The organism is Cellulomonas sp. ES6, assembly GCF_030053835.1.
Lineage (GTDB): Bacteria > Actinomycetota > Actinomycetes > Actinomycetales > Cellulomonadaceae > Cellulomonas.
Window position 1 is genome coordinate 1848892 of sequence record NZ_CP125655.1, and the last position, 18010, is coordinate 1866901.

Here is an 18010-nt window from a genome sequence, read left to right on the forward strand (position 1 = left end):
CGACCGACGTGAGTGACGACGCCGAGCCGCTCGCCGACATCCGGGACGATCTGGACCGGCGCGCGCAGGTCTACGAGCGCGCCGCCGGCGCTGGGCCCCCGGTCGCAGGCTCGGACGAGACCGGACAGCTGAGCGTGCTCCTCGGCGCGGACGGTCGAGTCCACCGGGTGAGGTTGACCAGCACCTGGCGCAACGTCCTGGCACCAGCCGATCTCGGCCCTGCCCTGGTCAGCGCGGTGGCCTCGGCCGCCACCGCACGGCTCCGCTCCTGGGCGGAGCAGGTCGCCGACGACGACTCGACGCCGGTGACACGACCGGCTCCGCCCAGGAGCACCAGTCTCGCCGCCGACCTGGCCGACGTCGTGAGCGCACGCGGTGATCGCGTGGACGCCCGGCACGCGATGCGGTCGCTCGCGGAGATGCTCCGGGAGATCAACGCCGAGCTCGACACGGCGCTCGAGCAGGTCCAGCAGCGTGCGGCGCGCGAGCACGCGGGCCGGAGCACGGATGGTCACGTGCGCGCCTGGGCGGACGGTTCGGGGTCCCCGGTCCGGGTGGAGGTCGACGAGGGCTGGGCCGCGCGCGCCCACGGCACGAACATCTCGCGGGAGATGACGCAGGCGGTGCACGCCGCCGCCGCAGCGGCCGCCGCGGCGGCACCGGCCTCGGTGCTCGACGGCACCGCGCTCGGGGCGATCGCGGCCGACGTCGCCGACGCGCGGGGCCTCGCGACCCGCCTCGGTGTGCTGTGACGGCGGGAGGACGACGATGAACGTCACCGCCGCGCTGGACGCACTGACCGCCGACGCGGCGCTCTGGGACGAGACCGCGGACGGGCTCGAGGACGCCAGGACTCGCGTCATCGGCCTCCACGTGCGCCCCCGGGCCTTCTCGTTCGCCGCGCTCGGCGTGGCGGACACCTACGAGTCCCTCCGGGCCCAGGTCGAGCGCCTGCTCCAGGAGCGTGAGGCCGCGAGCGGCGGTGCTGCCACCGCCCTGCGACGGGTGCGCGCGACGTACGAGGGCGCCGACCAGGACGCTCGCGACAGGATCGCCGGTCTCTGGACCTGGGACCACTGAGAGGAACTGGGATGGACGAGGTGGTCGCCGAGATCACGGAGCTGCTCGAGCGGCTCGACCGCAAGGTCGCCGAGCTGGCTGCGGCCGTGAGCTCCGCGTTGCGTGGGGTGCCGGACCTCCTCACGTGGGTCGTCGAGCGCGTCGAGGACGGCTGGGACGAGTTCATGCGCCGGTTCCGCGAGGTGATGCTGTGGATCGGGGACAAGCTGCTGTACGCCGGGGACCCCGGGGAGCTCACCGAGACGCGCGACGCCTGGCACGCGGAGGTCGCCGCGGTGACGTCCGCCCTGGCCGAGAGGCTGGACGCCGGCGACCTGCGCACCGACGACGCGTGGGACGGTGCGGCCGCCGAGCAGTACCGCCAGAAGGTGCCCGAGCAGCAGGCGGCCATCCGGGCCATCCGTGACGAGTTCACGGCCGGCATCACCGCGGCCCTCGACCAGGTGCGCGACGGGATCGTCGTGTTCTGGTGCGGTGCAGGGGCAGCGCTCGCCGCTCTGGTGGCGGGCATCATCGGCGCGATCACCGCCACGGGGACGATCGTGGGCCTTCCGGCAGCCCCGGTCCTCGCTGCGGCCGCCGTGCTCACCGCGCTCGCCTCGCTCGGCGGGACGCTCGCCGTCCTCACGTCCCAAGCATCGTCCGCCGAGAGCACGCTCAACGGGGTCGGGTCCTCGGGCCTGACCGCCTGGCCGTCCTTCGCGCTGTCATGAGCACGGCACCAGTCCTCAAGACACCCGAGAGAGCCCGCCGCAATGCCCTGACCTGCGCACTGGGGTCGCTTGTCACCGCACCTCTGGCGCTCGGGATAGGCGTGCTGACCGCGGTGTACGGCACCGAACCAGACCTCCGCCTCGCGGCGTGGGCGGCAGGGCTCACCGGGGTCCTGCTCGTGACCTCCGTCTGCGGCTTCGCCGTGGTCGCGGGGCGCGCGCCGGTCGCGACCTCCTTCGTCCTGGTCTGCCTGACACCGTTGCTCGCGCTCGGTGGCCTGGTGTACGGCGTCGCGCGGGCGGCGGGCGGTGCCGGCTCGCTCCTGCTGTCGGTCACCACACCCGTCATCATCGGTCTCTGCGTCGCGCAGGTGACGGTCCTGGTCCACCAGGCGGCGCGCACGATGGCGCTCTCACCCGCGGCCGGGTCAGGCGGAGCACGCCCGCCTCGCTGAGCGGACGCGCGAACTCGCTGCGGGACGGGGCTCGAGCTCTCGGAACGCTGAGCCTCGGGCTCACCGAGCCCGAGGAGCTCAGCCGCGCGGCTCCGGGGCGTCGATCCGGACGCCCCGGTCACCGACCTGGATCGTCGAGCCCGACGGGACCGGCACGCGCTGGTCCGTCGGGACCGGCACCACGCGGCCGCTCGGCAGGCGCAGGGTCGTGCCGTTGCCCGATCCCGCGTCGGACACCCAGAACGTCCCCGCCTCGATGCCGAACCGCGCGTGCGTGCGGGAGACGCTCCGCTCGGGGTCCTCGACGACGATCACGTGGTCGCAGCGCTCACCCGGGGTGGGACGCGGCGCGCGTCCGATGAGACCCGGACCGGTCACGGACATGACCTGGCCCGTGTCGAGGGTGACGAGGAACGGCGCCGGCTGCGCCCGGTCGGCGACGCGGGGCGCGGCCGCGGGCAGGGGCTCCACCGGGGCGGGGCCGGGGACGACGGGGCGGATGCCGGCCGAGGACGGCGCCTGCGAGGCGGACGCGGCGGCGGGCGGCGTGCCCGCGGCCGAGGAGGCGCGCTCCGCGGCGGCTCGGGCCGCACGACGGCCGAGGGGCGCGGCCGGCTCGGTGGGCGTCCCGGCAGGGCCCGCACCCGTGCCGACGGCACCCTGAGTCGGCGGCACCGCGGCCGGCACCGCGGCCGGCGGCGCGGACGCGGCGGCACCGAGGAGCCCGCCGGGCGCAGCACCGGCGCCCCCGGACGCGACGACCTGCCCGGCCGGCGCAGCCGTGGGCCCGGGGACGCCGCCGGTGTGGGCGACCGGGCTGGGCGACGCGGCCGCGGGCGCTGTCCCCCACGCCCCCGGTGCTCCGACCTGCAGCCCGGACGCGACCGGCGCAACGGCCCCACCACGGCCTTCCACGACGGCGGCCCCGGTGTGGTCGCGCTCCGCCGTGTCCGACGCGGTCCCGGCGGCGCGCTCGTGCGCCCGGACGTCCACGACGACCGCCCGGCCGACGCGGTCGTGCCACCCCTGCGCGCGTCCGGTGCGGTCGAACGCGCCGGAGGCGACGACGACCCACTGCCCGAGCCCCGCGACGGCGTGGCCGGCGGTCAGCACCAGACCGCGCAGGAACGCGCGGGCCGGCCCGACGGAGTACGGGGTCTCCTCGCGGGCCGTGCGCAGCCCGAGCGCGGTGTTGCCGAGCGTGCGCCCCGTGTGCGCCTCCCAGACGACGAGGCCGACGGCCAGCTCGACGACCACGAGGCCGGCCAGCAGCCACGAGCCGGTCCACGCGAGCAGCCCGCCGGCGACGGCGCCGACAGCGACCGCGTCGACGGCGTAGGCCAGGACCCGGCGCACGGGTGCGGCGGGCGTCGCGGCCCCGAAGGCGGGGTGCAGCACGGCGGGACGCGGTTCGCGCGCGGCGGCGGTCGACCGGGAGCGGCCCTGGGCGCCCTCGACGAGCGTGACGGTCGCGTCGGGCTGCGCGGGCGCCCCGCACGCGGTGCAGAACCGCGCCCCGGGCTGCAGCGGCCGACGACAGCTCGCGCACACGGCGAGGGTGGCGACCGGTACGGCGCTCATCGTCTGCTCCACGTCCCGCCCCCTGTCGCCGTCGTCCTCGTCCCCCACGTCCACGTCCCCCTCGACCGCCTCACCGGGCCGTCCCGACGGGCCGTGGCGCACCCGGCGCCCGCCGCGCGCCTCACGACGTCACCCGCCGCAGCGTCTCGACCAGGTCCGCCGCGACGAGCGCGGCGGGCAGCGCGAGCACGACGCCGAGCCCCTCGACGGCGTCGGCGAACCGCGACGCCACGACGGACCGCCAGCCGCGGCCGAGCGCGACGGAGACGCCCGCGACGAGCACCGCCAGCACCGCGCAGGCGACGGCCGCCAGGACGGCCGACCCGCCCATCCGGGCGCCGGCGAGCACGGCCAGCTCGAGCAGCACCAGGCCGGCGGCGGCGCGCGGCGCCCACCGGGCGACCGACCCTCGCGCGTTCCGGGGCTGCAGTCCGAGCACGGCGAGCAGCGCGGCCACCAGGGCCACCGCCGCCCAGCCGCGCAGCGCGCCGCGCGCGGGATCCGCGAGGGCGGCACCGACCACGACGGGCACCAGCAGCGGCGGGACGGCGCAGACGAGCAGCACGCCCGCGTCCGTGCGGCGCTCGGCGGCGCCGACGGTGAGGACGACCTGGCGCTCGTTGACCCGGCCGAGCGCCCGGGGACGGGGGCCGCGGACGGACGGTGCCGTGCGCGCGACGTGGGCGAGGTCGACGAGCTGCTCGTCCGGCACGGACAGCGCGAGCACGGGCAGCGCCCGCAGGGCGACCGGGACGACCCCGAGCAGGACGGCCGCCGCGAGCACGCCGGGCAGCCCGGCCAGCAGCACGCCGAGCACGACGACGGCCGGGACGCCCGCCCCGGCGAGGACGGCGGACGCCAGGTCCCGGCCCTCGCGCTGCGCCCGCGCGGCGACCCAGCGGACGGCGGCGCCGCCTGTGGCGCAGACCAGCCCGGCCGCGAGCGCGAGCCGGCGGTCCGCCGCCGACGTCGGGTCGACCCCTGCGACCCCCGCGGCGAACGCCAGCACGGGCACGGCGAGCGTCGCTGCCGAGCGCGACGCCACGGGCACGACCGCGAGCGCGACCGCCCCGGCGGCCAGGACCAGGGCGGCGACCAACGTGAGGGCGCCGCGCGGGGCGGGGTCCGCCATGACGACGGTCGCGAGGACGGCGGCCGAGGCCGCGGCAGCGGCGAGCAGCGCGGGTTGCGGGTCGGGACGCCGCGCGACCCAGCCGGCCCGCAGCCGGGCGGCGCGCCCGCGGGGCCGGGGGGCGGGCGCGACGACGTGGACCGCGGCACCGTCGGGGACCTGGGCGGCGAGCGGCGTGCCGAGGTCGAGGGCCGCACCCGCGGAGTCGAGCACGAGCAGTCCGGGGACGAGCGGGACCTGCGCGGCGGCGAGGAGCTCCCCGAGCGTGCGGCCGGCGTCGAGGGCGACGTCGAGGCGGCGGCCTCCCAGGTGCACGGCGACGCGCGTCAGCGGCGTGCCGGGTGCCTGGACCGTCACGCGCGCTCCCTCCGCCGTCGGGCGCTCGGGACGGACGGCGGCGGCGGACCCGCCTGCCCCCGGGCGCAGCGCAGTCATGCTATGCGGTCGGGCCGCGTCGGCACGTCGGTCCTCGTCCGGCCGCGGTCGTGGTCCCCAGGTTCGCCCGGACGGAGGAGCCACGAGCCGCCCGCGCGCGCCCGCCCGGGTAGGTTGACCGCACGAGAACGTCGGGGGGCGTGCGGCTCCCCGCCCGGCAGGAGGGACCGAGCGCCGACGATGTCGATCGCGCCGCAGCAGGGGACGCGCCTGGAGCCGCCCGCCGTCCCCAGCGGGCAGGTCGTCCTGCAGCCGCCCCCGGAGATCCAGCCGTCCGACGGCGTCAGCGGCCTGCTGGCGAACGCGATCCCCATGCTCGGGTCGGTCGGCTCGATCGTCCTCGTCGCGATGAACCAGCCCGGCCCCCGCGGCTACATCGCGGCTGGCATGTTCCTGCTCGCGTCCCTCGGGTTCGTCGGGGTGAACGGCTGGCGCCAGCGCTCGCAGCACCAGGCCCAGGTGGTCGGGGCGCGGCGGGAGTACCTGGCGTACCTGGCGGACCTGCGGTCGTCCGTCCGCCAGGCCGCGAGCGCCCAGCGTCGCGCCGCCGAGTGGACGTCGCCCGACCCCCGCGCGCTGCCCGCCGTCGCGGAGGAGCGCACCCGCGTGTGGGAGCGGCGCCCGCAGCACGACGACTTCCTGCACGCGCGCGTCGGTGTCGGCGCCCAGCCGCTGTGCCTGGACCTGGAGGCGCCGCAGACGCCGCCGCTCGCCCAGCTCGACCCGGTCGCCGCGTCGGCCGCGCACCGGTTCCTCGTGACGCACCGCGTGCAGCAAGGCGTGCCGCTGGCGTTCGACGTGCGCTCCGTGGCGCGCATCGAGGTCACGGGAGCGGCCTCCGAGTCGCGCGCCCTGGCCCGCGCGCTCGTGGCCCAGCTCGCGACGTTCCACGCCCCGGAGGACCTGCAGGTCGCGGTGATCGCGGACGACGCGGCTCTCCCCGAGTGGGACTGGGTCAAGTGGCTGCCGCACGCCCACTCGACGCGCTCCCGGGACGCGGTGGGCGCTGCCCGCCTCATCGGCACGACCCTCGCGGACGTCGAGTCGCTGCTGCCCGAGGACCTCGTGGACCGGCCGCGGTTCGGGTACGCCGCGGAGGCGCCGCTGCCCCACGTCCTCGTGGTGGTCGACGGCGGGCAGGTGCCGGTCGGCAACGCGATCCTCACGACGGACGGCGTGCTCGGCGTGACGGTGCTGGAGCTCCCGGAGCGCTGGGACGAGCTCGACGACGCGACGACGCTGCGGCTCAACGTCGGCGCCGCCGTGGCGACCCCGGAGGCCACGCGCGCGCCGGTCGACGTGCTGCGGCTCGGCAACGCGCCCGTGCGGGTGGACGGCGACCAGATGTCCGTCCCGGACGCCGAGGCCACCGCGCGCCGGCTGCTCCCGCTGCACGTCGAGTCCGGCCCGGAGCGCTCCGACGAGGAGGTCTCCTCCGAGCTCGTGGACCTGCTGGGCGTCGGCGACGTGCGGGACCTGGACCTGTCGGTGGCGTGGCGGCCGCGGCTGCCCCGGGACCGGCTGCGCGTGCCCATCGGCGTGACACCGCAGGGCCAGCCCGTCGCCCTCGACATCAAGGAGTCCGCGCAGCAGGGCATGGGGCCGCACGGCCTCATCATCGGCGCGACGGGATCCGGCAAGTCCGAGGTGCTGCGCACGCTCGTGCTCGCGCTCGCGCTCACGCACTCGTCGGAGGACCTCAACTTCGTCCTCGTCGACTTCAAGGGTGGTGCGACGTTCGCGGGCATGGCGGACATGCCGCACGTGTCGGCGATCATCACGAACCTGGGCGAGGAGCTCACGCTCGTCGACCGCATGCAGGACGCCCTGCAGGGCGAGATGGTGCGCCGCCAGGAGCTGCTGCGCGCCGCGGGCAACTTCGCGAACGTCGCGGACTACGAGAAGGCGCGGCGGGGCGGCCGCACCGACCTGGCGCCGCTGCCCGCGCTGCTCATCGTGTGCGACGAGTTCTCCGAGCTGCTGTCGGCCAAGCCGGAGTTCGTCGACCTGTTCGTGACGATCGGCCGGCTCGGCCGTTCCCTGCAGATGCACCTGCTGCTGTCCTCGCAGCGCCTGGAGGAGGGCCGGCTGCGCGGGCTGGAGTCGCACCTGTCGTACCGCATCGGCCTGCGGACGTTCTCGGCCGCGGAGTCGCGCACGGTGCTCGGCGTCCCGGACGCCTACACGCTGCCGCCCGTCCCGGGCACCGGGTACCTCAAGCCCGACACCACGACGATGATCCAGTTCCGCGCGGCCTACGTCTCCGGGCCCCCGAGGACCCGGCGCACCGGCGGCGGGGGCGGTGCCGTCACCGGCACCGGTCGCGGGCGGCTCGAGTCGTTCACCGCCGCGCCCGTCCTCGGCGGGGTGGAGGAGCTGCCGGCCACCACGGAGGTGCTGCCGAGCGAGCCGGAGGAGACCCGCGCGACGTTCGACATCGCGGTGCAGCGCATGAAGGGCCAGGGCCCGCCCGCGCACCAGGTGTGGCTGCCGCCGCTGGTCGTGCCGCGGACGCTCGACGAGCTCATGCCGGACCTGACGGCCGACCCGCGCCTCGGCCTGGTCTCCCCCGGCTGGCGGGCCGCCGGGACGCTGACCGTCCCGCTCGGCACCGTGGACCGCCCGCTGGAGCAGCGGCGCGAGAACCTCACCGTGTCGCTCGGCGGCGCGGCGGGTCACATGGCGGTCGTCGGCGCACCGCGCACCGGCAAGAGCACCGTGCTGCGGTCCGTCGTCACGTCGCTCGCGCTGACGCGCACCCCGCTGGAGGTGCAGTTCTACGTGCTCGACTTCGGCGGCGGCACCTTCGCCCCGCTGGCGTCGCTGGCGCACGTCGCCGGCGTCGCCTCGCGCGCCGAGCCGGACGTCGTGCGCCGCGTCGTCTCCGAGGTCGAGTCGATCGTCGACGAGCGCGAGCGGTACTTCCGGCAGCACGCCATCGACTCCATCGAGACGTACCGGACGCGGCGCGAGCAGGGCACCGCCGACGACGGCTACGGCGACGTGTTCCTCCTCGTCGACGGGTGGTCGACGGTCCGCACGGAGTTCGACGAGCTCGAGGCCCGGATCCAGGCGCTCGCCGGCCGCGGCCTCACGTTCGGGGTGCACCTGGTCGCGACCGCGGCCCGCTGGATGGACTTCCGGACCCAGGTGAAGGACCTGTTCGGCACCCGGCTGGAGCTGCGGCTCGGCGACCCCATGGACTCCGAGATCGACCGCAAGGTCGCCGTCAACGTCCCGAAGGAGCGTCCCGGCCGCGGGCTCGCGGTGTCCAAGCACCACGTGCTGACGGCGCTGCCGCGCATCGACGGCGACGCCTCCCCCGACACCCTCGGCGCCGGCGTCACGCACCTCGTGGACGCGGTGAACGCGGCCTGGCAGGGGCCGGCGGCTCCGAAGCTGCGGCTGCTGCCCGAGCAGGTCACGCTCGCGCAGGTCCACGCCGACCCCCGCGCCGACGCCGGTCGCCTGCTGCTCGGCATCGACGAGGCGGCGCTGGCCCCCGTGGGCGTCGACGTCCGCGAGGAGCCGCACCTGTACGCGTTCGGCGACGGCGGCTCCGGCAAGTCCGCGCTGCTGCGGGCCGTCGCCCAGGAGATCCGCCGGCTGCACACGCCGCAGCAGGCGCAGATCTTCGCCGTCGACTTCCGCCGGTCGCTGCTCGGCGAGATCCCCGACGAGTACCTCGCGGGCTACTTCACGACGCAGGAGCAGGCCGCCGGGGAGGTCCAGGGCATCGCCGACTACCTGCGCGGGCGGCTCCCCGGGCCGGACGTCACGCCCGAGCAGCTCCGGAACCGCTCGTGGTGGTCGGGCGCCGAGGTGTACGTCCTGGTCGACGACTACGACCTGGTCGCCACCACGACGGGCAACCCGCTCGCCCCGCTCGTGCCCCTGCTGGCCCAGGCCGGCGACGTGGGCCTGCACCTGGTGCTCGCCCGCCGCTCCGGCGGTGCCGGCCGAGCCCTGTACGAGCCCGTGCTGCAGGCGCTGCGCGACCTCGCCGCGCCCGGCATCGTGCTGTCCGGCAGCCCGGACGAGGGCGCGCTGGTCGGCGGGGCGAAGCCCGTGCCGGGCGTGCCCGGGCGCGCGCAGCTCGTCACCCGCGACGAGGGCCGCCAGGTCGTGCAGCTCGCCTGGACGCCGCCGACGCTCTGAGGCCGCCGGGGCGTCGGGCTCGGCCGTGCACCGGCGCACGACGAGCCCGTGACCCGGCAGGCACCGGGCCCGACGGGCACGCGTCCGGGCGCACGCCAGGCGCACCGGGCACTCCCCCGGGTGCGACGGGCACGCGTCCGGCCGGAACCGGCGCGCCGGGTCACGGGCCCCGAGACACAGGGCCGGCGCGGCGCGGGACCCGTGGTCTCGTCAGGCGGCCTCGACGGCGACGCGCAGGTTGCCCAGCACCAGCGTCCACCCGGCCCCGACCAGGGCTGGTCGGCCCGGCGGGAGCGACCACCGGCCGCCGTCCGGGTCGACCAGCACGGTGCCGTTGGTCGAGCCGCGGTCGAGGACCTCGAGCCCGTCCTCTGCGGGGTGGACCTCCAGGTGGGTCTGCGACACGGACTGGCCGGGATCCGCGACGGTCACCCGCTCCCACGTGGCGTCCGGCGCCACAGGCCGGCGGCCGACGACCGCTCGCCGGCTCACGACCACCCGCTCGGCGGGGCCGAGCACCAGGGCGAACGCCTCGGGCGCCGGACCTGCGTCCTCCCCACCGCGCCGGACGAGCCGGGTGTGCTCCAGGTCGCCCAGCTCGGGCACCGTGGGGATGGTCGCCTCGGGCACGCCGTCTCCCGGCGCCGCGTCGGGCAGCTGCTCCAGCGGGCCCGGTGAGGCGGGCATCTCGGCCCGGGGCCCGCTGCGCGCCGGGCCAGCCGACCCCGGCGACGGCGGTTGCGACCGGGGGCCCGGCGGCGCGGCAGGCGTCTCGCCGGGAGGCTCCGACGGGAACGCGGCAGAAGCGAGCGGGTCGGCAGGAGCGAGCCCGCCCGCGGGCGGGATGTCCGGCACCGCCGGACGCGTCACGCTCGGAGGCTCCGACGGGAACGCGGCAGGAACGAGCGGGTCGGCAGGAGCGAGCCCGCCCGCGGGCGGGATGTCCGGCACCGCCCGAGCCGTCACGCTCGGAGGCTCCGACGGGAACGCAGCACCAGGCGTCGGAGACGCGGGCGGCAGCGAGCCGGGCAGCGGTGTGGCCGGGGTGGGAGCGGCCGCAGCGGTCGGAGCAGGAGCCGCAGCAGCCGCAGGAGCCACGGGCGCAGACGCCGCAGGAGCCACGGACGAGGGAGCCCCCGCAACCGCGGGTGGGGACGCCGGCGACGGTGGCGAGCCCACCGCCTCCGCCCCGGGCGCCGCCGACGCCGACGCCGACGCCGAACGCTCCCCCGCCCGACCCTGCGCCCGCGCGCGGAGCACCATCGTCCCCGCGGCCTTGTCGTGCCAGCCGCGTTGCGCGGGGCCCTCGTCCCAGGCTCCGGAGCCCGCGACCACGTAGAGCCCGATCCCGCCGAGCAGCACGCCGGCGGCCTGGACGACCGACCGCACGAGGACCGCCCACAGTCCCGCGGGCCGGCCGGTCCGGACGGAGACCGTGCGGGTGCCGAGCAGCGCGCCGCCGAGGGTCCGGCCCGCGAACGCCTCGGCGAACCACTGGGCCGCCCCGAGGACGAGCAGCACGAGCGCGGGGACGAGCAGCGACCCGGTGTCCCCGTCGCGGAGCGTCGGCAGCACCGCCAGCGTGGCGAGCCCGCCCGCGGCGAACGTCACCACCTGGTCGGCGAGGAGCGCCACGAGGCGCCGCCAGACCGGCGCGGCCAGCTCGTCGAGGTCGGCGTCCTCGGCCCACGCGCGCGCCACCACCGTGCCGGCCGCGGGCGACCCGTGCCACGCCGGGACCGGGGGCGCCACCGGGGCCGAGGACGCCCCTTCGGCGACGGGCGCAGGTGCGCCACCCGCCGGCGCGGCCGTGCGCGCCCCGCAGGCGCCGCAGAACGCCGCCCCCGGCTCGAGCGCCGCCCCGCACACGGCGCATCGCGCACCGGCGTGGTCCGTGGTCATGCCTCCCCCTGCTCGCGCCCGGCCCGCGGCGGCTGTACGCGGACCGTCCGGCGCCCGGTCAGGACGCCCGGTCCACCAGGGCGTCGGCGAACGAGACGAACGAGTCCTTGACGGGCCCGTCGGGCAGCGGCGCGAGGACGGCCACGGCCTCCTCGACGAGCGCGGACGCCCGGCGGCGGGTCTCCGCGACGACGTCGTGCGCCCGCAGGGCGGCGACGGTCTCGGCGAGCACGGCGTCGTCCGACAGGTCGCCGTCGAGCCGGGCGACGAGCGCGACGTCGGCCGGGTCGCCCCCGGCGGCCGCGCGCTCGCGGAGCAGCAGCACCGGCATGGTCGGCACCTGCTCGCGCAGGTCGGTGCCGGGCGTCTTGCCGGACACGGCACCCTCGGAGGTGAGGTCCAGCACGTCGTCGGCGAGCTGGAACGCCACGCCGATGCGCTCGCCGAACGCCGCGACGGTCTCGACGACCTCCGGGCTGCAGCCGCCGTACATGGCGCCGAGCCGCGCGGACGTCGCGATGAGCGAGGCGGTCTTGTCGGCCAGCACCTGCAGGTAGTGCTGGACGGGGTCGCCGTGCTCCCCCGGGCCCATCGACTCGTGGAGCTGCCCGAGGCAGAGCCGCTCGAACGTGCCGGCCTGGATGAGCACCGCCTCGGGGCCGAGGTGCGCGACGGTGGTGGACGCGCGCGCGAACAGCAGGTCCCCGACGAGGATCGCGACGGAGTTGCCCCAGACCTCGTGCGCGGCGGGCGCGCCCCGGCGCAGCGGCGCGGAGTCCATGACGTCGTCGTGGTACAGCGACGCGAGGTGCGTGAGCTCGACGACGACCGCCGCCTGGAGCACCTCGTCGCGGGCGCCGTCCCCGAGCTCGGCGGCCAGCAGGGTCAGCAGCGGTCGCAGGCGCTTGCCGCCGGCGTTCGCGAGGTGGTGCGCGGCGTCGTCGACGAGCGGGTCGGCGTACGCGACGGCGGAGCGCAGGCGCTCCTCGACCAGGTCGAGGCGTCCCGCGATGCGCTCGGCGAGCGCGGCGTCGGCGAGCGGCAGGGTGGTCGGGGATGTCACGGGACGAACCTATCTGGCCGCGCGGGCCCGGGCAGAACCGACGCGGCCGCCCGGCCCGGCGCGCAGGCACCGGACCGGGCGGCCGCGGAGGTCACGGCAGGAGCTGGGCGACGCCGGCGATCGCGTCCAGGACCGGGCCGGGGAACACGCCGAGGGCGACGGTGAGCACCGCGCACAGGCCGATCGACACGATCGCCAGGCCCTGCGAGCCGACCACGACGGCGCCCGGGCGGGCCTCGTCGTCGCCGTCCTGCGGGCCGCCGTGCGGGCTGGTGAAGAACATCAGGACGATGATCCGCACGTAGAAGAACGCCGCCGCCGCCGAGGCGAGCACGCCGACCACGGCGAGCGGCCAGGCGCCGCCGTCGACCGCCGCGGAGAACACCGCGAACTTGCCGGTGAAGCCGGCGGTCAGCGGGATGCCCGCGAACGAGAGCAGGAACAGCGCGAACGTGGTGGCCAGCACCGGGTTCGTCCGGCCGAGCCCCGCCCACTGCGACAGGTGCGTGGCCTCGCCGAGCACCGGGCCCTCGGCCTCGACCGGGTCGGCGCCCTCGGCCTCGACCGGGTCGGCGCCGCCGGCCTCGACCGGGTCGGCGCCGCCGGCCCCGACCGGCTCGCTCCCGTCGGCGCCGGGCTCCGTCCGCTCGAGCTCCCGGGCCTCGTCCGCGGCGTCCACCGGGCCGCCGGTCCCCGCGACGTCGGCCGTGCTGCCGACCGTCGGGGCGGACGCGAGCGCCGTGGCACCGGCCGGCGCCGCACCCGCGGCGACCAGCAGCGGCACGCGCTCGGACTGCGCCGCGCGGACCGACCCGCGCTCGCGCACCAGGGACACGATCCCGAAGGCACCGATCGTCGCCGCGCCGTACGCCAGCAGGTAGAACAGCACCGCCGTGATGCCCGACTCCGTGAGCGCGACGACGCCCGTGAGCACGAAGCCCGCGTGCGCGATGGACGAGTACGCCAGCACGCGCTTGATGTCGGTCTGCACGAGCGCGACGACCGTCCCGACCACCATCGTGGCGATGGCGACGGTCCACATCATCGGCTCGAGGTCCCAGCGCAGGTCCGGCAGCACGCCGTAGAACACCCGCAGCAGGGCGCCGAACGCGGCGACCTTGGTGCACGCGGCCATGAAGCCGGTGATCGGCGTCGGGGCGCCCTGGTACACGTCCGGCGTCCAGGAGTGGAACGGCACGGCGCCGACCTTGAACAGCAGCCCGACGAGCACCAGCAGCGCGCCCGCGAGCAGCAGGCCGTCCATGCCGGTCACGGTGCGGACGGCCGCGGCGATGTCGGCGAACCGCAGCGAGCCGGAGAACCCGTACAGCAGGGCGATGCCGAACAGCAGCAGCGCGGACGCGAACGACCCGAGCAGGAAGTACTTCATGGACGCCTCCTGGCTGAGGAGGCGACGCCGGCGGGACAGCCCGGCCAGCAGGTACAGCGGCAGGGACAGCACCTCGAGCGCGACGAACAGCGTGAGCAGGTCCCCGGTGGCCGGGAAGATCAGCATGCCGCCGGTCGCGAACAGCACCAGGGGGTAGACCTCGGTCTGCTGCAGGCCGGCGACGCGCGCCGCCTCCTCGTAGCCGGAGCCGGGGACGGCCGCGCCCTGCGGGGCGAACGCGTCCTCCCCGGTGTCGGTGCGGTCCGCGATGACGAGCACCGCGAGCAGGGCCAGCAGCGCCAGCGTGCCCTGGAGGACCAGCGTGGGGCCGTCCACCAGCAGCGAGCCGCCGAGCACGTCGGTCCCGCCGGTGTCCTTGACGTCGGACCAGAGGGCGGCGACGGCGACCACCGCCGCGGCGAGCGCGACGAGCGTCAGCGTGAGCTGCACGGGCCGGCGGGCGCGCCGGGGCACGAACGCCTCGACGAGCACGCCCACCACCGCGGCACCCAGCACCAGCAGCACCGGCGTCAGCTGCGCCCAGGCGATCTCGGGCACGGTGAACGCGCTCACTGGTCGCTCCCCTCGTCGTCACCGGTCAGCGCGACCGGGGTGTCCGGGGCGTCGGCGACGCCCACCTGCGTGACCGACTCGGCGGCGGGCTGGTCGACCAGCCGCAGCGCCGGGGCGGGGTAGAAGCCGAGCACCAGCATGATCGCGATGAGCGGGCCGACGACCCACCGCTCGCGACCGCCGAGGTCCCGGGTGCCCGCGAGCTCGTCGCGGACGGGGCCGGTGAACACCCGCTGGTACGTCCACAGCACGTAGATCGCGGCGAGCACCACGGCGACGACGGCGACCACGGCGGCCGGGCGGTTCGCGGCGAACGTGCCGACGACGACCAGGAACTCCGAGACGAAGGTCGACAGGCCGGGCAGCGAGAGCGCCGACAGGCCGGTGACCAGGAACGTGCCGGCGAGCACCGGGGTGACCTTCTGCAGGCCGCCGAAGTCCTCGATGCGGGCGGACCCGCGGCGGGCGGCGAGGAAGCCGACCAGGAGGAACAGCGCGCCGGTGGAGAGGCCGTGGTTGACCATGTAGAACGACGAGCCGGCGATGGACGTCGACGTGAAGGCGAAGATGCCCAGCACGATGAACCCGAAGTGCGACACCGACGTGTACGCGACGAGCCGGAACAGGTCCTGCTGCCCGATGGCCAGCAGCGCGCCGTAGAAGATCGACACGATCGCCAGGACGATGATCACCGGCGCCGCCCAGCGGGAGGCCTCCGGGAACAGCGGCAGGCAGAGCGTGAGCATCCCGAAGGTGCCGACCTTGTCGAGCACGCCGACCAGCAGCGTCGAGGTGCCCGCGGGCGCCTGCTCGGCGGCGTCCGGCAGCCAGGTGTGGACCGGGAACATCGGCGCCTTGATCGCGAACGCGAGGAAGAACGCGAGGAACAGCCAGCGCTCGGTGCTGGTCGACAGGTCGAGGTTGCCGACCAGGTTGTCCACCAGGAAGCCCTGCTCGCCGCGCGGGCCCTGCAGGTAGAGCGCGATGACGCCCGCCAGCATGATGAGCCCGCCCGCGAGCGAGAACAGCAGGAACTTCACGGCCGCGTACCGCCGCTGCGGCCCGCCGAACGCGCCGATCATGAAGTAGACCGGGATCAGCATGGCCTCGAACAGCACGTAGAACAGGAACACGTCCCGGGCCGCGAACACGGCGACCATGAACGCGGTCAGCACGAGCACGAGCGCCAGGTAGTGCCGCAGCCGGTTGGTGGCGGCCTCCCCGCTGCCCTGCTCGCGCCAGGCCGCGAGGATCACGACCGGCACCAGGACGACGGACAGCAGCACGAGCGCGAGCCCGACGCCGTCGACGCCCACGGCGTACGAGACGCCGAGCTGCGGGATCCACCCGTGGGTCTCGGTGAGCTGGTGCACCCGGGCCGCGGCCGTGTCGAACGCCCGCAGCGCGCCGAGCGCGAGGACGACCTCGACGAGGGCGACGCCGAGCGCGACCTGGCGCGACCAGCGGCGGGCACCGGTGGCGGTCCCGTCGGCGGCCGTGGCCCCGGGCAGCGCCCAGAGCACCAGCGCGCCGACCAGCGGCCACACGATGAGGAGGGTCAGCCACGGCACGTCCGTGGTGACGGCGACAGTCGACATCAACATCCCCTCAGATCCGAGGCGCCAGGACGACGACCGCGAGGACGACCAGGCCGAGCAGCATCGTGGCGGCGTACTGCCGGGCGTACCCGGTCTGCGCCTTGCGCACGAGCTCCCCGATCCCGACCGTCAGCCGGCCGAGGCCCGTGAACGCCCCGTCGACCGCGGTGCGGTCGCCGAACACGAGCGAGCGGGTCAGGTGCCGGCCGGGCTCGACCAGCAGGGCGTCGTTCACGGCGTCCTGGTACAGGTCGACGCGCGCGGCGCGGGTCAGCGGGGAGCCGGCGGGCGCGGTCTCGGGGACCGGCAGCGCGCCGTACTGGCGCCAGGCGAGGAGCGCCCCGGCGGCGACCGCCACGAGCGTCACGACCTGGATGACCAGGACCGGCAGCACCGGCTCGTGGTGCTCCACGTGCCCGGTGACCGGCTCCAGCCAGGTGGTGAAGCCGCCGCCCAGCTGGAGCACGAAGCCGAGCGCGACGGAGCCCAGCGCCAGCACGATCATCGGGATCGTCATGAGCGCGGGCGACTCGTGCGGGTGCGGCTCGTGGCCGGCCTCGTCACGGGTCCAGCGCTTGCGCCCGTGGAACGTCATGAAGAACAGGCGCGACATGTAGAACGCGGTGATGCCGGCGCCGATCAGCGCGACCAGGCCGAACACCCACGCCCGCCACTCGCCGGCGCCCTCCGGGACCACGAACGCGGACTCGATGATCTTGTCCTTCGACCAGAAGCCCGAGAACGGCGGGACGCCGAGGATCGCGAGCCAGCCGGCGCCGAACGTCACCCACGTGATGACCATGTACCTGCGCAGGCCGCCGAAGCGCCGCATGTCGGTCTGGTCGTCCATGCCGTGCATGACCGACCCGGCACCGAGGAACATGCCGGCCTTGAAGAAGCCGTGGGTCACGAGGTGGAAGATCGCGAACGCGTACCCGATGGGGCCGAGACCCGCGGCGAGCACCATGTAGCCGATCTGCGACATGGTCGACGCGGCGAGCGCCTTCTTGATGTCGTCCTTCGCGGAGCCGATGACCGCCCCGAGCACCAGCGTGATCGCGCCGATGATCGTCACGACGAGCTGCGCGGTCGGCGCGCCCTCGAACACCGGCGCGGACCGCACGATGAGGTAGACGCCCGCGGTGACCATGGTCGCCGCGTGGATGAGCGCGGACACCGGCGTGGGGCCGGCCATCGCGTCACCGAGCCAGGACTGCAGCGGGAACTGCGCCGACTTGCCGCAGGCCGCGAGCAGCAGCATCAGGCCGGTCGCGGTGAGCGTCGCGGTGGACGCGAGCCCGCCCTCGACGCCCGCGGCGACGCCCTCGAACGACACCGTGCCGAACGTCGCGAACATGAGCATCATCGCGACCAGCAGGCCGATGTCGCCGACGCGGTTGGCGACGAACGCCTTCTTCGCGGCGACGGCGTACGGCGTGTGGTGGTTCCAGAACCCGATGAGCAGGTACGACGCGAGACCCACGCCCTCCCAGCCGACGAACAGCAGGAGGTAGGAGTCCGCGAGCACCAGGATCAGCATCGCGGCGATGAAGAGGTTGAGGTACGCGAAGAACCGACGCCGCGCGGCGTCGTGCTCCATGTACGCGACCGAGTAGAGGTGGATCAGCGTGCCCACGAAGGTCACGAGCAGGACGAACGTCAGCGACAGCGGGTCGACCCGCAGCCCCGCGGCCAGGTCGAACCGGCCCGCGGAGATCCAGTCGAACAGGTGCAGGTCGAGCACCCGCTCGTCGGAGGGCCGGCCGAGCAGGTCCACCAGCAGGTACGCGGCGACCGCGAACGCGGACGCGGAGGCGACCACGCCGAGCCAGTGGCCCCAGCGGTCGCTGCGGCGCCCCAGGAGCAGCAGCAGGGCCGCACTCGCCAGCGGTACCGCGACCAGCAGCGCGGCGACGGAGGAAAGGTCCAC

At 76.0% G+C, this 18010-nt stretch carries 12 protein-coding genes; 5 read left to right on the forward strand and 7 right to left on the reverse strand.

What is annotated here, in order from left to right:
• Positions 1 to 8: 8 nt before the first annotated feature.
• The 4 genes from P9841_RS08760 to P9841_RS08775 all read left to right on the forward strand — a co-directional run bounded on the left by P9841_RS08760 (position 9) and on the right by P9841_RS08775 (position 2248).
• Complete coding sequence (locus P9841_RS08760; RefSeq protein WP_283321640.1) at positions 9 to 752, forward strand: hypothetical protein; 744 nt, start codon at positions 9 to 11, stop codon at positions 750 to 752.
• 16 nt (positions 753 to 768) lie between these two features.
• A complete protein-coding gene (locus P9841_RS08765; RefSeq protein WP_283321641.1) occupies positions 769 to 1080 on the forward strand; it encodes a hypothetical protein in 312 nt (103 codons plus the stop codon).
• Between the two features lie 11 nt (positions 1081 to 1091).
• Positions 1092 to 1793: a hypothetical protein gene (locus P9841_RS08770; RefSeq protein ID WP_283321642.1), complete on the forward strand. Its 702-nt coding sequence runs from the start codon at positions 1092 to 1094 to the stop codon at positions 1791 to 1793.
• 101 nt (positions 1794 to 1894) lie between these two features.
• On the forward strand, positions 1895 to 2248 hold the full coding sequence (locus P9841_RS08775; protein ID WP_283321643.1) for a hypothetical protein: 354 nt from the start codon (positions 1895 to 1897) through the stop codon (positions 2246 to 2248).
• Positions 2249 to 2326: 78 nt separating this feature from the next.
• On the opposite strand, the gene P9841_RS08780 is transcribed toward P9841_RS08775, so the two are convergent.
• Positions 2327 to 3829, reverse strand: coding sequence for an RDD family protein (locus tag P9841_RS08780; protein ID WP_283321644.1), 1503 nt, complete (start codon positions 3827 to 3829; stop codon positions 2327 to 2329).
• Positions 3830 to 3950: 121 nt separating this feature from the next.
• Positions 3951 to 5318 (reverse strand): hypothetical protein, encoded by a 1368-nt coding sequence (locus P9841_RS08785; protein WP_283321645.1) that lies wholly within the window; start codon positions 5316 to 5318, stop codon positions 3951 to 3953.
• Positions 5319 to 5576: 258 nt separating this feature from the next.
• On the opposite strand from P9841_RS08785, the gene eccCa reads away from it, so the two are divergent.
• Complete coding sequence (eccCa, locus tag P9841_RS08790; RefSeq protein WP_283321646.1) at positions 5577 to 9554, forward strand: type VII secretion protein EccCa; 3978 nt, start codon at positions 5577 to 5579, stop codon at positions 9552 to 9554.
• Between the two features lie 210 nt (positions 9555 to 9764).
• Here eccCa and P9841_RS08795 read toward each other — a convergent pair whose 3' ends face one another.
• From P9841_RS08795 to nuoL, 5 genes are all read right to left on the reverse strand, one after another.
• The gene (locus P9841_RS08795) at positions 9765 to 11456 is read right to left on the reverse strand and encodes an RDD family protein (protein WP_283321647.1); all 1692 of its coding nucleotides are present in this window, start codon (positions 11454 to 11456) and stop codon (positions 9765 to 9767) included.
• Positions 11457 to 11514: 58 nt separating this feature from the next.
• Positions 11515 to 12519, reverse strand: a complete 1005-nt coding sequence (locus P9841_RS08800) for a polyprenyl synthetase family protein (RefSeq protein ID WP_283321648.1) — start codon at positions 12517 to 12519, stop codon at positions 11515 to 11517.
• A 91-nt stretch (positions 12520 to 12610) separates the two neighbouring features.
• A complete protein-coding gene (gene nuoN / locus P9841_RS08805; RefSeq protein WP_283321649.1) occupies positions 12611 to 14482 on the reverse strand; it encodes an NADH-quinone oxidoreductase subunit NuoN in 1872 nt (623 codons plus the stop codon).
• On the reverse strand, positions 14479 to 16080 hold the full coding sequence (locus P9841_RS08810) for an NADH-quinone oxidoreductase subunit M (RefSeq protein ID WP_283321650.1): 1602 nt from the start codon (positions 16078 to 16080) through the stop codon (positions 14479 to 14481). The genes nuoN and P9841_RS08810 overlap by 4 nt, the downstream gene beginning before the upstream one ends.
• Before the next feature lie 10 nt (positions 16081 to 16090).
• A complete protein-coding gene (gene nuoL, locus P9841_RS08815; protein ID WP_283321651.1) occupies positions 16091 to 18010 on the reverse strand; it encodes an NADH-quinone oxidoreductase subunit L in 1920 nt (639 codons plus the stop codon).